The organism is Denitrificimonas halotolerans, assembly GCF_034259425.1.
Classification (GTDB): Bacteria; Pseudomonadota; Gammaproteobacteria; order Pseudomonadales; family Pseudomonadaceae; genus Denitrificimonas; species Denitrificimonas halotolerans.
This window is the reverse complement of the sequence record NZ_JAXIVU010000010.1, coordinates 49799-65271: the sequence shown is the minus strand read 5'-3', so window position 1 is coordinate 65271 and position 15473 is coordinate 49799. Positions and strand designations below refer to the sequence as shown.

Genomic DNA, 15473 nt, shown 5'->3' with positions numbered 1-15473 from the left:
TTTTTCAAAGTTTAGCAGATTAGCTAAAGCATCACCCATTCACTACAAAAACTCTCACTAAAAACAGCTTAAGCACATATTTTGACCTTATCGATTGATTCATAACAATTGAAACTTAATACGATTCATAAATCACACACTCTTTCTCTTATCAAAACCAAACAGGCTTTAAGATGCTGCCTAATCTTTCCCTTGTACTCGCTATCAGTCTAGCGCCTTTAGTCTTAAACCAATCTCATGCGCAAAATATCAGCACCTCAGAAGTACTTGAAAGCTCGCAGTTGTTACTGCAACGTTAAGCCACCTTAGGCGATGCTGTAAAAAAAACTCTAAGGGTGCGTGGTAGCTCTTTTGGTGCTGACACCAACCGTCCGATGATACGCCGAATGGATGGTGCATATCAGAGTGCTAGTACTAAACGCTGACCACACGGTGACTAGCGAGCCCCTGTTACTGGAGCACATCGAGGTCCTGAAAGACCTAACTACTCTACTTTATGACGCAATGCAATTGGCGGCGTGGTGAATCTGATCGATCCCCCTCCTAGCAACCTAAAAATAATCATCAGGTCAACCTTAGATGGCAAAGCTATACGTTAGCTAAAGAAAGCACGATTACCGCTGCCGCAATCTTAGACTTAGATGATTTTTCTCTGCTAATCGAGGGCTTAAAACACGATACTACCCCCTATCCTTTAACCGGTCATGGCGTTGATTCACACTCAAAAAACCTGTTCAATAAAATCTTGTTAGTAGCGAGAAAAGCGTAGTCACAGATGATGTAGCAACCGAATCCATACTAAAGATGCCCTTAAGAGAAAACCATTCTAACAAAGTGCAACATGCGCATATTATTTAAATATGCTTAGAGCTTTCTAATAAGCCTCAATTTATGTGTATGCTGCATACTTAGGAGTAGATATTCATCCATTTACGAACTCTCTTCGGCTCAACCCAACGCTATATTACTCATCACTCTGTTGATGCACTCATTGACACCTACAGAGTTTTACCATTACAAAACGCGTCCTTTGCGCATCACTAACCGCGTCAAGCCTGATAGACTGCATAGCATGTTTATGATCTGTTTATAGGAGTCTCACCTTGACTAGTAACAGTCTTTATCCGCAAGCTGAAACCATTGAACAACTGCGCCAAAACATCGATGCAGTTCGCCAGCGTATTGATCAAGCATGTACAAAAGCAGGGCGGGACCCGTTAGAAGTGCGTCTACTGCCCGTAAGTAAAACCCATCCAGCCCAATACTTACGCCAAGCCTATGCTGCTGGTTGTCGCATGTTCGGAGAAAATAAAGTTCAAGAAGCCTATCAAAAGTGGCAAGAATTAGACGACCTAGACAATCTAAAGTGGTGTGTCATTGGCCATTTACAAACCAATAAAGCCAAATACGTCGCACGTTTTGCTAGCGAGTTTCATGCTTTAGACAGTTTGCGCTTAGCACAAGCACTCAACCAACGTCTCGAAATAGAAAACCGTGATTTAGATGTCCTAATACAAATCAATACATCGGGGGAAAAAAGCAAATACGGTATTGCCCCTGAACAAGCAGCTAAGCTAATAACCCAACTCGAAGCATTCCCACGTCTGCACATCCGTGGCTTAATGACCCTAGCCATCAACTCAGATGATACTGAGCAAGTACGCAGCTGTTTTATTAAGCTACGTGAGCTACGTGATCAACTGAAAAAAATTGCACCACCGAAGATGCAACTGACCGAACTGTCCATGGGTATGTCAGGGGACTTCGAGTTGGCAATTGAAGAAGGCGCCACCATTGTACGCATTGGGCAAGCCATCTTTGGTACTCGTGAGCAACCTGACAGCTACTACTGGCCTAAATAAACGACCACAGATGCCGCTGTTAAGCAGTAGTGGCATCTGTTCACCTTAAGACTAACCCTTTACTCGTTCACGGGCTCGCTCATCAGCTAAGCTAAATATCCACCAAGCCACAAAAATCAAAGGTGGCAACGAAGCAATATTCAGCCAAAACCAGCCTAGAATATCTACCCCCATACCGGCCAATAAACTACCTACTGCAGCAGCGGTAAAAACCATAAACTCATTAATGCCTTGCACCTTACCTTGTTCTGCTGGCCTGTAAGTAAAGGTCAGTAAGTGAGTTGCACCGATGTAAGTAAAGTTCCAACCCACACCTAACAACATTAAACTTAGCAGGTAATGCCAATAACTATTGCCCAAAACATTGACTAAAACGCAAAGTGCCAAAACAGCGCAACCCCATAAAATAACACTGCGCGAGCTAAAACGACGAATCAGATGACCAGTAAAAAATGATGGCACATACATACCCAAAACATGCCACTGAATCACCCAAGCAATATTACTAAACGGAAAACCATCCTGCTGCATAGCAATAGGTGTAGCTGTCATTAAAAGCACCATGATCGCGTAGCCAATCGCACCTGAAGCAATCGTAGCAACCAATAAAGGCTGTTGAAATAACTCGTAATAACTGCGAGAGACCTCCCCAGGAATAGTTTTTACTGCAGTAGCTAATCGCAAGCTACTGATCAAAAGCAAAGCCAGCACATAAATCATGAATAGCCCATAAAAAGCACCGACAAAAGGATTGCCGTCAAACCACTGTCGAGACCAAATCGCTAAGTTTGGACCTAAAATCGCTGCTAAAATACCACCAGCCATGACCATACTGATCGCCCGAGGACGCTGTTCCACATTACACACATCTAAAGCTGCAAAACGGTACTGTTGACCTGTGCCAATGGCCATACCAATCAAAAAAGTACCTACTGCAAAGTGCATTAAACTGCTGGCTTCTAAGCCCTGTAAAGCAACCCATGTACCAAGCAAACCAATACTATTGCCAAGAATAAAGCCCACTTTGCGCCCTAATTTGTGCATTAAATGTGCCGCGGGTAAGGTGGCCACAATTAAGCCCAAAAACTGCATGGCCACCGGCACAGTAATCAACGCAGGATGACTAGCTAATTGTTTACCAATTAAAGCCGAAACTGCTACCAGTAAAATATTTCCTGTGGTTAGCAGTGCCTGAGCAATTGCCAACCCCCATACACTAACTGGCACCTAAGGCCTCCAGTATCTAAATTTATGTACACACGCAGATCATACGAAACTTGATTTTACTTCTGACGAGCTAATTGAAATCAAGTTCATTCCTGTTTTTCAATGGACCGCGATGGGTCGGTTATAACCGCTGTGTCAGGCTGATTATGCGACACCCAATCACTTACCAAACTATAAGCAACTGCAAGTAAAGTAGGCCCTAGAAACAAACCCATAAAACCAAAGGCAAATAAACCACCAAACACCCCCATCAACACAACAACCAGAGGCAAATTACCACCGCGACTAATAAGGTAAGGTTTTAGGACATTATCCACAGTGCTGATCACAAAAAAGCCCCAAAACAGCAGGAAGAACGCCATACCATATTCATTTTGCATAAATAACCATGCAACAGCTGGTCCCCAGACAAGCGGCGGCCCCATAGGTATCAAACTAAGCATAAAAGTCAATGAAGCTAAAATTAGCGCCCCTGGTACACCTGCCACAACAAACCCAAACAAGGCAACCAAAGACTGCGCAGCGGCTGTTCCAATGACGCCATTGACCACTCGACGTACAGTGCCAGCAACTAAATCAATATAATAATCGCCACGCTCATCAATTAATCGTTCGACTAAACTTTTCACAAAGTGCGCTAGGCGTGGTCCATCACGATAGAAGAAAAAGACTAGAAACAAGCTCAGTGCCAATTCTAAAAGACCTGCCCCAATACTGGCACTGCGAGCCAATAACCAATTTCCAGTCTGTCCCATATAAGGTTTAATAGTGGCAAAAAAGGCTGCGCCCTGCTCATCTGCAGCCATCCAGATTTCCAACAAACGATCGCCAATCATCGGCAACTCAACCATCCACTCTGGTGGATCAGGCAAGCCTGTTACACGCAAATTCTTAATCAGTTCAGTTGTTGTTCGAATGTGATCGGCAATATTAAAACCAAGCCAAATCAACGGTCCCGCAAGCACCACAACCCAACCAGATGTGAGCACTCCCGCCGCTAATGACTCATTATTATTAAAAACTCGCGTCAAAAACTGCATCAACGGCCAACTTGCAAAAGCTAAGACTGCAGCCCAAAACAAGGCTGAAATAAAAGGTGTCAAAACCCACAGACAAGCCCCAAGTAAACTCAACAAAACAATCTGCGCTAATAAGCGGTCATTACTAAACATAATGTTTACCCATCGATAAAGCTGCTATTAAGGCAAACGTTGCAAAAGTAATCCCGGCTGCTCAAATTCTGCCTCAATTTCTATACGGCTTTTGCGCAAGCCCACTTCCACCATCGCATCACGCCACTGTGTTGCATACTCGCCCGCCATACTGATTCGCATGGTGCTGTTTTGATTCAAGGCACGCACCAATAAATGTACCCAAACCGAGTCAGGCTCACCCGTCAACCCGCGCAAAGCTAATCGATCATCGGTACTCAGCTGTCGCTCCAAAGTTGTTGCTGTGGGCAGCAAGCGTTCAGGTAACTGCTGTGCTTGGAAATATTCTGCATGTAAAAAACCACGACCATTACCACGTGTAATAGCATAGACCGCTACTAAATTGGACTGTTCACCTTCTTTAAGACGATAAAGTGCATAGGCCTGCTGGTCATCAGGCCCATATAAACGTGCATTATTGAACACATGGTTCGCCCACAGATTACTGGGCCCACACTCGCGGGCGGCACACCAATACAGCATGTCAGCCCCTTTACCTTGTAGAAGCTGGCGACTACCATTGAATGCACTCAGTGCTTCATGGCTAGGCGATAATTGTACTGTTAAAACATCGACCGAGCCCCGCACCAAGACCTCACCACTATAGCGCGTGTTACCACTGATACGGCGCACCGATCCTTTTGGATAGATTTTTTCTACAGTTTCCTGCCGCTGCTCAGTAATAATTCTTGCATCATGTAAAGACTCAAGACTTAAGAGCTCTTCAAAATGACTTGCAAAAGCAATATTTCCAGCTGCTGCGAGTAACACGGCCATAGCCGATTTTAACATCCGTTTATCCATGATCACCTTACCAGCATAGTTTGTGCAGTTTGTATGAAGCTAGCTTTCGTCTCATTACCCTAGCGCATACCTTATGCCATTTCATGATATACAAAAAAAATCCTGCACAACTTCAGCAACTGCCTGTGCGCCTTGCTCATCATCAAGGTGCAAGTGATGGCCGCCTGGTAAACGTTGCACATCTAAAGAATAAGTACTAACAAACTTCAGAAAGTCAGCCTCTTTCAGTAATACACCTTGTTCTGCAGCAATCAAACGCATTGGACACTGTACAGCACGTACAAAAGCTTGCGCATGCGATTGAGTTAAGCGCAAAGGGGAAGGTAAGGTTAAGCGTGAGTCGCTGTTCCAACTATAACCGCCAGCAACTGGGCTTAAACCACGCTGAGCTAAGAGCTCTGCTGCCAACTGGCTCACAGGCATAAACCCTGCCATACGCGCCTGAACAGCTTGTTCCATGGTTTTATAAACTGTTTTCTTTTTGCTAGATAATTTAATTTGGGCCTTCAATGCCTCGCCCAGTTTTTGTGGTGATTGTTCCGCCTCGCCAGTGTCTGGTACTAAACCATCTATCAAAGCAATACGCTCAATGCGCTCAGGCACTGCAGCAGCGAGGAGTACACTAACAATACCACCTAGCGAGTGTCCTAATAAGGAAAACTTATCCCACCCAAGCTGCTGAGCAGCCAGTAAGGCGTCCAATGCATAATCCCACAGCTGATAACCTGCTCCTGGTTCGCGGTGCCCAGAGTGGCCGTGCCCTGCCATATCAATAGCAACAATGCGTAAGCCCTGCAATTTAGGCGCCAGCAACTCAAAGGTCATTGAATTATCCAGCCAACCATGTAATGCCAAAACTGGTTGGCCATTTTCAGGACCATAAACACGCGCGGCCAAGTCGATATGAGGTAATTGGATACGTATTTCTTGAACGGTAGCCGTCACGCGGAACTCCTTAGTTTATAAATACTGATCTGATTGACATCCTCCCCGACCTAAAGGACGGGGGTTCCTACTGCTAGACGACCATGCCCGGCCGCGATAATGTTACGTGCCGCGTTGATATCACGATCGTGGGTGACACCGCACCCGCTGCACGTCCATTCTTTTATTCCAAGTCCTGCGATACCTTTCGGCCTCGATTCGGGCAAGCTACCACAATGCGAACAGGTTTGGGTGGTGTATGCCTCGTTCACTTCCTTAAAAACAATGCCTGCGTGAGCGCATTTATAGTCCAGCATTGTTTTTAATTGACCCCAGCCAGCGTCCAACACTGACTTGGCCATCGTGGTTTTAACGAGTTTTAAACTACTGACGTTGCCCACATAGATTTCACCGCAGCAATTGACCAGCATACGGCTGAACTTGTGCAATGCGTCTTTTCTACGATTAGCGATTTTCGCATGAAGGGTTTTGACTTGGGTTTTATTTCTAGCTCGTTGCGCTATGGCTAATTTTTCCTCAAGGCCACGGTAGAAGCGGCCCGCTTCCAGCTTGGTGCCGTCCGAGCAGGTGGCTGTATCAATTAAGCCAAGGTCAATACCGATGCGGTCTTGGCCGGCGGGTATCTCAGCCTGCACATCCACCACTACATTGAAGTACCAGCGGCCACGGGCATCTTCATTGAAACTGGCCGAGCGAAACTTGTATTGGTTCAAACCGTAGCTGTCCCACACCTTGAAGTAGTGGCCATTATGGTAGACCTGTCCGTTTTTCCATTGAGCTGCACCGGTATTGACGGGTATCCAGCCCAGTGAGCGGCGTACACCGCCTGATTTGCGCCAGTTCAGCCGCGCTTTCTTAAACTGCTTACGATGCATATCATACGCAGACAAAAACACACCACGCTCTTTAATCGAGCGTTGACTTAATTCATTAACAAAGTTCCAGACGAAATTGACGCTTCGAGCCATGCGGTTTAGCAGGGGCACATGCCTGTCTCGGACTCGGACTTTTAATGTTTTGGTGTGCCTTATCATGCTGTATACAATACCAGTACCAACCTACACTGCAAAGGCTTTAGCAATCTATTAAGGGGTTAAGGGGCTGCTTAAGCAGCCCTCGCTATCCATCCCCGCACTAAAAGTACGAGGTCTTACGCGACTTTGATAACCGAAATGATCAGTCTTGCACATGCTGTAAGGCTCGCAGGTCCATTAAGCCCGCCCCAATAAAATCACCTTCTAAACAGGCAACACTCGCCGTATCCATAGATAAACCATACTGACACTCTCCATGCATGAGCCAACTTGCAAGCAACCCAAGCAGGGGTTGATGAGCCACAATCAAAAGATTACCAACTGGATAACTATCCAGTTTTCTCACCACTTCGCGCACATCCTCCTCAGGAGTTAACCAAGGTACAATTTCAATTACACCTAAACACTGCAAGGTTGACGATAATAATTCAGCCGTTTGACGCGCGCGCACATAAGGGCTGCAAAGCACACGATCGAAATGCACATCACGTAAAAAATCTGCCGCCTGTACAACTTGCGCACGCCCCTGCTCAGTAAGCTTACGCTCCGAGTCCTTAATCTGATAAGGCTCTGCAGCACCATGCCTTAACAACCAGAGTTTCATATCTTTGGCTCATCCTTTGACATATTTTCTTGCGCCTTGGTTTTAGCCAATACTTCTGCAGTTACTTCCACTTGCTGCTCTGTCGCTAAATCTGCTTGAGACGTAACACTCTCACTGCTTTGAGCATTTTCTGGCAATTTACTTTCAGCAATTGCTTCCTCATCCAGTATCTGTTTGCGTTCTTCAGCTACCTCCTCTGAAGTCATAGCTGTCACCACCACTGGTGAAGTTGCCGCTGCAGCTGCACTTGCCTCTTCTGAGGTAGGTTCTTTAACGTTGGGAACATATGCGCACTCACCATTAGCTTGACGGGCACGCGGCCAATCAGCAACTGGCCAAGGTTTCTCATCCGTATTAAACACTGCATAGCGTCCAATCTGACTGAGGTATTGACTCAAACTATCACCAAAACTCATAAAATGCTGACTTGGTGCTCCGTAAAAAAGACGATATAAAAACTGCGCCACAATTAAAATAGCTAACAAAGGCACAGCAACCTGCCATACTAAGAAAAATAGCAGCATCCATAGCACGCGCAAAAAAAGCGATTCGCGCCTGATAGTTTTTTCCGCTGGAGTCATTTGAAAAATCCCCTATTTAAAACCATCAATTGAAATAAAGTCGACATCTGTTTTAGGCTCACCGCTCATTAACCCTGCAATGACTTGTTCTAGAGTACACCCCTCAAACAAAATTGCATGCAAACCAGCCACCAAGGGCATATAGACACCAAGTTCTTGTGATTTTTCTTTAAGCACTTTTAAAGTATTGACCCCTTCAGCTACTTCACCCAAACGCTCAACAGCATCCTCAAGACTTAAACCTTCACCAAGGGCAAAACCCACTTGATAGTTACGACTTTTAGAAGATGTGCATGTCACAATTAAGTCGCCCACTCCAGCCAACCCCAAGAAAGTGATTGGATTAGCGCCCAACTTCACTGCAAAGCGTGTCATTTCAGCTAAAGCACGGGTAATTAACATACTTTTTGTGTTTTCTCCCATACCTAGCGCTGCTGCCATACCAGCAATAATAGCGTAAACATTTTTAAGCGCTCCACCCAATTCAACACCAAAGCGATCAGCGCTGGCATACACCCGAAACGTTGGGCCATGCAAAACAGATTGCACTGTTTTACACAGTGCTTGATCTTCACTCGCCACCACACTGGCAGTTAAAGCATGTGCCGCAACCTCACGTGCCAAGTTCGGGCCAGACAACACACCCACGCGAGCATGGGGTGCAACCTCTTCTAAAATCTGACTCATTAGTTTAAATGTTTTAGCCTCAATACCCTTCGTAGTGCTCACCAGTAACTTGTCACGCAACACTTCAGCAAAAGGGGTCAGCACACTGCGTAAAGCAGTTGACGGCAAAGCCACAAAGATTAAGTCACACTCTGCTAAAGTTGCCGCCAGATTAGTTGTGGCAGTAACACCTTCCAGCACCACCACTTCTTTTAAATAACGCGGATTTTTCCGGTTGCTATTAATGGCCTGCGCTTGTGCTGCATCACGCATCCATAAACGGACAGCATATTGATTACTGGCCAATAAGTTAGCAACGGCTGTGCCAAAACTACCGCCACCGACCACTGCAATTGGTTTTTTATCTGACATCTCGTGTTCTCTTGTGCCTCTATTTTGGCGATTACACCATTATACGGTGCTGCCCACGCATAACCAGTATTTAACCTTACCAGCTCAGCTGTTAATTTTTCATTTCTATCACAGATACAAATACTCTTAACCGGCCTCCAGCTCATAGCAGGCACAAACAAATGATTTCCAAAACCACACTTCTTATGAAAACCCGCTCAAATGCATACAAGCACCTTAGCTGATTCAACGAACATACCACTGTCATACCATGAAAAACTCATACAAAAACAACATCATGATATCTCAGCGCCATCGCACCGAAACGGTTAGGATAGTCATAAGCGGCCACTGAAGTTCTTATAAAAGTATCATTTACTCATTTCCAATGTGACTTACGAGTCGGCAATGTGGTCTAACCCTTCAATTAAGCTTAAGATAAAGCTTATTATCTACTGTTCAAACAAGAGTAATAGCCTTACAAGCGGCTTAAGTTGAATAGAGTTTTTTTGTTAAGCGTTATTAAATGTGTTAAAAACACGCTGATATGCTTTAAAGTAATCATTTTTAGTTAGATGGATATCCATCGCCCATGCTGTATACGATTAGGCACGTTGAGGAGCCCGCATGACCAAACAAAACGCCTTCACCTACGAAGAACTGCTCAAATGCAGCCGAGGAGAGCTCTTCGGTCCAGGTAACGCGCAATTGCCCGCACCAAATATGCTGATGATCGACCGCATTGTGCACATCGATGATACAGGCGGTAAATACGGTAAAGGACAAATCACTGCTGAGCTAGATATTCATCCCAATCTTTGGTTTTTTGCTTGCCATTTTGAAGGTGACCCTGTTATGCCAGGCTGCTTAGGTCTTGATGCGATGTGGCAGCTGGTAGGTTTCTTCTTAGGATGGCAAGGCAACCCTGGCCGTGGACGCGCTCTAGGTTCAGGTGACGTTAAATTTTTTGGCCAAGTTCTACCTACGGCTAAAAAAGTGACTTACCAAATTGATATTAAGCGCACCATTAATCGCTCTCTAATTCTCGCGATTGCAGACGGTACAGTTACCGTTGATGGTCGCGAAATTTATAGTGCCGAAGGCTTACGTGTCGGCTTATTCACTTCCACTGACTCTTTCTAAAGGATGACCAGTATGCGTCGTGCTGTAATCACCGGAATAGGCATTGTTTCTTGCCTAGGTAATGACAAAGATACCGTAGCTGCCAACTTACGTGCAGGCCGTACTGGTATTCGTTTTAACCCGTCTTATGCTGAAATGGGTTTGCGTAGCCATGTTTCAGGGACGGTCGATATAAACTTAGAAGAAGCCATTGATCGCAAAGTTTTACGCTTCATGGGGCAAGCTGCTGCATTCTCCTATTTATCAATGCAACAAGCGATTGAAGACAGCGGCTTAAGCCCTGAAGATGTATCCAACCCACGTACAGGTCTCATCGCAGGTTCTGGCGGTGCATCCACTTTAAACCAAATGGAAGCTATTGATACCTTACGCGAAAAAGGCGTTAAACGTATTGGCCCTTACCGCGTCACCCGTACCATGGGTAGTACTGTATCGGCCTGTTTAGCAACACCTTTCAAAATTAAAGGTGTGAATTACTCTATATCTTCTGCATGCGCAACCAGTGCTCATTGTATCGGACAAGCACTCGAGCAAATCCAACTGGGCAAACAAGATATTGTTTTTGCTGGCGGTGGCGAAGAAGAGCATTGGAGTCAGAGCTGCTTGTTTGATGCCATGGGTGCCCTATCGACACAATACAACGATACCCCAGAAAAAGCATCACGCGCCTACGACAGCAAGCGTGACGGCTTTGTCATTGCTGGCGGTGGCGGCATGGTTGTGGTTGAAGAGCTTGAACATGCCTTAAAGCGTGGCGCTAAAATTTACGCTGAAGTTGTTGGCTATGGCGCGACCTCTGACGGTCACGACATGGTAGCCCCAAGCGGTGAAGGTGCGGTACGTTGTATGCAACAAGCACTGGCAACTGTTGACAGCCCTATCGACTACCTTAACACCCATGGTACTTCAACACCCGTCGGAGATATCGCGGAAATTAACGCAGTACGCGAAGTCTTTGGTGATAAAGCACCACCAATTAGCTCAACCAAGAGTTTGTCAGGTCACTCTTTAGGGGCTGCAGGGGTACAAGAAACCATTTACTCATTACTAATGATGGAAGGTGACTTTATCGCAGGCTCTATCAACATTGATGAGTTGGATGAGGCCGTAAAAGATATGCCTATCGTTCAGAAAACCCAAGAAAACGTTAAACTCAACACTGTAATGAGCAATAGCTTTGGCTTTGGTGGTACTAACGCCACCTTAATTTTAAAGCGCTATAGCAAATAATTGAGTTGAGCAACACAAAACGGCCACTGCATTTTAAACTGCAATGGCCGTTTCTTTATCACACTAATGTTCGTGCAGGCACCCTTCTAACTCCAAAAACGCTTCTGTAAACGCTCCCAACCTTTATCAGCAATATGCTCCAATGCAGCACCAGCGGTTAACCCTACACGTTCTTGCAACGATTTTTTCTGAACATACTTTAACGAATAAATATCTGCTTCCTCTGCATATTTAGATAAATACTCATCACTGGTCTGCAACACATCTACCAAAGCCAAGCGCTGAGCGTCAGTACCCAACCACACCTCACCTGTGGCGACTGTATCAATATCCAATTGCGGACGAAAGCGTGCAACAAACGCTTTAAATAAGTCATGGGTAGTTTGCAGCTCTTGCAAAAACTTCTGTCGTGCAGGCTCTGTATTCTCTCCCATCACGGTTAAAGTGCGCTTGTAATCACCTGCGGTGAGCACCTCCACATCAATATCATTTTTCTTTAATAGCCGATGGATGTTAGGTATCTGCGCCACAACACCGATAGAACCTAGCGCAGCAAAGGGAGCACTCAGAATTTTGTTACCAATACAAGCCATCATGTAACCACCACTTGCAGCAACCATGTCCACACAAACGGTTAAAGGGATACCCGCATCACGAATACGCGCCAATTGTGATGCTGCCAAACCATAACTATGCACCATGCCACCACCACTTTCTAAACGTAAAACCACCTCATCACTTGGCTTAGCCACACTTAACAAAGCGGTAATTTCATGACGCAAATTTTCTACTGCTGAAGCACGAATATCACCATCAAAATCTAAGACATAAATACGCTTTTTATCAACAGGGACTTTCTTTTCTTTTTTCTCTTTTTCTTTATTCGCTTTTTTCAAGGCTTTAAGTTGCGCCTTATCTAATACGCTGTACTCAATATTTTCTTTAAGATCACTGTAAAAATCATTAAGGCTGTTCACTGTTAGTTCGCCACTTTTAGTATTGCCGCGGGAACGCAAACTAGTAGCGACACCCAACACAATAATAATAACCACCAACACTGTCACTGCACGTGCTAAAAAACCGGCATATTCAAGTAAAAAATCCACTGCAAACTCCTTAAATAATAATGGTTACTATCTTACCTGAGCCTCAAAGATTATTGACAATAAACACTCAGTTTTGTTTGTTCTTAAGGGTGCAAATCGAGGAGGGACTAAGGTCCATTTTATATTTTTTGCTCACTAAACTGTATGCTGCGGACATCTAACTTCTAATTTATGTCATTGCTTGAAGGACTGCTATTTTTCGAAGGAATTACCACCATTTCTCTTCTCGCAGGAGCACTCTCTAAGGCTTTTAAAAGTCTCATGTCAACCTTTTTTCTTAAAAAAACACGAAACTTGTCCACATTTTTATACTTGACTTTTAAATTTATTATTTTTATAACAGCTCACAATAAAACTCTAAAAAAATACTTAACATATTGATTATAAAGGATTTTTCATAACGTTTGATTTTTCATCAATTTAAGCTACAGCCCCACACCATCAGCCTCGCAGCCATTTACAACCATCTTACCCACAAAGTTATCCACAACTTCTGTGGATAACAATACAACAATATGTAATCTTGACGTCGACGCAGTGATATTGAATAACTTGCTCTTATGCTAGCTCAGAAACTCCAGACTAGAACTGTGTCACAACTCCACTTCTATCCCACTTGGGGTGAGCGTGGGTATACGTATTTTTACTAAAAACCAAAGGCTGTGTAGTCGTTCAGTGTACCCGCCATTCTAATCAGCACTCGCAACCAAACACCACAATGAAGTGGTTTCTGCACTGCGCGCAGTAAATAGCGGGTCTGCTTCGTCTTTACTGCGACCATGCCTTGGCTCAGTATCCAGTCGATACTTCACCTCTAAGCCTGCCTGAATAAACCAGTTCAACAGCTCCTCACGGGTACGCAACTGTAAATGCTCTGCCAAATCCGAAAGGATCAACCAAACCTCTCCCTGTGGTGCTAAATGTTGCTTAACCCTCTGCAAAAAGCCTCGCAACATAGAACTTTTAGGATCATATACCGCGTACTCTAAGGCAGAACTAGGCTTGGCTGGCAACCAAGGCGGGTTACACACAATTAAGTGTGCTTCTGACTGTCCTACAGGAAACAAGTCAGCTTTTTGTACTTTAACACTGGTTAAACCTAAACGTTGTAAGTTGTCTTGTGCGCAAGATAAAGCACGTGGATTAAGATCAGTTGCAACCACTTGCTTAACACCCCGAAGAGCCAAAACAATAGCCAGTAAACCAGTCCCAGTACCAATATCGAAAGCTAAATCTTGATTATCAGGCAGCGGTGCATCCAACATCAATCGCACATACTCATGACGAGTCGGTGCAAACACAGCGTAATGTGGATAAATTGATAGATCTATACCTTCAATAGGCACTCCTTTTTCACGCCACTGTGCAGCACCTAACGCACCCTGCACATCACGCAAAGCAATCAAACAAGGCTCAGTTAGCTCACCAAAAGCCTCGGTACAAGCAGTTTTAAAATCAGGGGCGCGTCGTAAATCACTGACGTAGCCTGGAGCAAGCTCTAACAATACCCGACTTAAAATACGCGCACGCTGAGCTTGAGCGAGACGCTGCTGATGAAATTGATTAGAAACAACATTTTTGTCGGTCACATTCTGAGCTGACTTGGATTTTTTATTAGCTTTACGCTGTTCCGTACGCTCAATACGACGGCTCATAGCCTGCAATAATTGACGAGCATTATGAAAGTCCCCCCGCCATAATAAAGATGTACCCTCGCAAGCTAAACGATAGGCATCATCAGCTTTGGTTTGATCATCAACCACAACTATACGTGTGGGTACTGACTGGTTGCTCTCAGACAACCATAAAGTCTTACGAGGCGTTTTATTGTCTTGCCAGTGCACATACTGTTTCTCGATTTGCAACACGCAACACTTCCTTCACTTTCAGGGCCCGCCATAAAGATGCTCAGGTCGCTTATTAAAGGGCCGCTTAGGCAGCCCTCGCCATCTACCCCTGTACTAAACGCACGAGACTTTCCGCAATTTTAGTAATACCTAACCGCACTTACTATCACCACAGGCTAAGCAGGTTAAGCATCCATCCATTTGTACCGCAGCTTGGGTATGGCACTTATTACACAACAGAGCTCCAGCTGGGTACTCATTAGCATTATGCTCACTGTTAGCCGCGGCTTGCTTAGTCCCATTAAGCTGCTCAAACTCAGCACGCTTTTGCGCCACAAATTGTTTTTGATGTTCATCCAGACCGTCATCCATCAAACCAATGAACTTCAAGTGACGTTCCAACACATCACCAATTTCAGCCACCAACGATGGCATCCACAAACCACCTTGCTTAAAATACCCGCCTTTTGGATCAAAAACGCTTTTCAGCTCCTCAACCAGGAAAGTACAATCGCCCCCTTTACGAAACACCGCAGAAACAATCAAAGTTAAAGCTGCAATCCACTGATAGTGCTCCATATTTTTTGAGTTAATAAAAATCTCAAATGGACGACGCTGCTCATGCTCAGTATGCGGATTCAAGACAATATCATTAATCGTAATGTAAAACGCATGTTCAGAGTTTGGCGTTTTAATCTTATAAGTTGAGCCCACCAAAGACTCTGGACGTTTTACCTTTTCATGCATTTCAACAAAAGCTGGGGCCGGCGCTACCGTAGACTCTGTGGTTTTTTTATCATCAGCAGAAACCACTTCATAGCCAACGATTTTTTCGCTGATTTTTTTAATGCTCATGTTGTCT

13 protein-coding genes and 1 pseudogene are annotated in these 15473 nt (G+C 44.7%); 3 read left to right on the top strand and 11 right to left on the bottom strand.

Translation table 11 applies throughout. The annotated features are described in order from the left end of the window. Nucleotides 1-1103: 1103 nt before the first annotated feature. The gene (locus TOI97_RS08530) at nt 1104-1862 is read left to right on the top strand and encodes a YggS family pyridoxal phosphate-dependent enzyme (protein ID WP_321553698.1); all 759 of its coding nucleotides are present in this window, start codon (nt 1104-1106) and stop codon (nt 1860-1862) included. A gap of 51 nt (nt 1863-1913) precedes the next feature. On the opposite strand, the gene TOI97_RS08525 is transcribed toward TOI97_RS08530, so the two are convergent. The 8 genes and pseudogenes from TOI97_RS08525 to TOI97_RS08490 form a co-directional block, all read right to left on the bottom strand. Further along, nucleotides 1914-3089 (bottom strand): MFS transporter, encoded by a 1176-nt coding sequence (locus TOI97_RS08525; RefSeq protein WP_321553697.1) that lies wholly within the window; start codon nt 3087-3089, stop codon nt 1914-1916. Nucleotides 3090-3175: 86 nt separating this feature from the next. Next, the gene (locus tag TOI97_RS08520; protein WP_321553696.1) at nt 3176-4261 is read right to left on the bottom strand and encodes an AI-2E family transporter; all 1086 of its coding nucleotides are present in this window, start codon (nt 4259-4261) and stop codon (nt 3176-3178) included. A gap of 27 nt (nt 4262-4288) precedes the next feature. Then, nucleotides 4289-5104: a DUF4892 domain-containing protein gene (locus tag TOI97_RS08515; protein WP_321553695.1), complete on the bottom strand. Its 816-nt coding sequence runs from the start codon at nt 5102-5104 to the stop codon at nt 4289-4291. An 81-nt stretch (nt 5105-5185) separates the two neighbouring features. Next, complete coding sequence (locus TOI97_RS08510; protein ID WP_321553694.1) at nt 5186-6049, bottom strand: alpha/beta fold hydrolase; 864 nt, start codon at nt 6047-6049, stop codon at nt 5186-5188. Between the two features lie 50 nt (nt 6050-6099). After that, nucleotides 6100-7017: an RNA-guided endonuclease InsQ/TnpB family protein gene (locus TOI97_RS08505; RefSeq protein WP_321553693.1), complete on the bottom strand. Its 918-nt coding sequence runs from the start codon at nt 7015-7017 to the stop codon at nt 6100-6102. A gap of 208 nt (nt 7018-7225) precedes the next feature. Beyond that, nucleotides 7226-7687, bottom strand: a complete 462-nt coding sequence (gene sixA, locus TOI97_RS08500; RefSeq protein WP_321553692.1) for a phosphohistidine phosphatase SixA — start codon at nt 7685-7687, stop codon at nt 7226-7228. A 251-nt stretch (nt 7688-7938) separates the two neighbouring features. After that, nucleotides 7939-8268: pseudogene (locus TOI97_RS08495) on the bottom strand (DUF4389 domain-containing protein); the annotation flags it as partial. Between the two features lie 12 nt (nt 8269-8280). Beyond that, nucleotides 8281-9306: an NAD(P)H-dependent glycerol-3-phosphate dehydrogenase gene (locus tag TOI97_RS08490; RefSeq protein ID WP_321553691.1), complete on the bottom strand. Its 1026-nt coding sequence runs from the start codon at nt 9304-9306 to the stop codon at nt 8281-8283. Between the two features lie 606 nt (nt 9307-9912). On the opposite strand from TOI97_RS08490, the gene fabA reads away from it, so the two are divergent. Together fabA and fabB are read left to right on the top strand one after the other, a co-directional pair. After that, nucleotides 9913-10428 (top strand): 3-hydroxyacyl-[acyl-carrier-protein] dehydratase FabA, encoded by a 516-nt coding sequence (gene fabA, locus TOI97_RS08485; RefSeq protein ID WP_321553690.1) that lies wholly within the window; start codon nt 9913-9915, stop codon nt 10426-10428. 12 nt (nt 10429-10440) lie between these two features. After that, nucleotides 10441-11658, top strand: coding sequence for a beta-ketoacyl-ACP synthase I (fabB, locus tag TOI97_RS08480; RefSeq protein WP_321553689.1), 1218 nt, complete (start codon nt 10441-10443; stop codon nt 11656-11658). A gap of 86 nt (nt 11659-11744) precedes the next feature. On the opposite strand, the gene sohB is transcribed toward fabB, so the two are convergent. From sohB to TOI97_RS08465, 3 genes are all read right to left on the bottom strand, one after another. Continuing rightward, the gene (sohB, locus tag TOI97_RS08475) at nt 11745-12764 is read right to left on the bottom strand and encodes a protease SohB (protein ID WP_321553688.1); all 1020 of its coding nucleotides are present in this window, start codon (nt 12762-12764) and stop codon (nt 11745-11747) included. A gap of 689 nt (nt 12765-13453) precedes the next feature. Next, nucleotides 13454-14632: a class I SAM-dependent methyltransferase gene (locus tag TOI97_RS08470; RefSeq protein ID WP_321553687.1), complete on the bottom strand. Its 1179-nt coding sequence runs from the start codon at nt 14630-14632 to the stop codon at nt 13454-13456. A gap of 129 nt (nt 14633-14761) precedes the next feature. Next, nucleotides 14762-15466, bottom strand: coding sequence for a TSCPD domain-containing protein (locus TOI97_RS08465; protein ID WP_321553686.1), 705 nt, complete (start codon nt 15464-15466; stop codon nt 14762-14764). Nucleotides 15467-15473 lie beyond the last annotated feature (7 nt).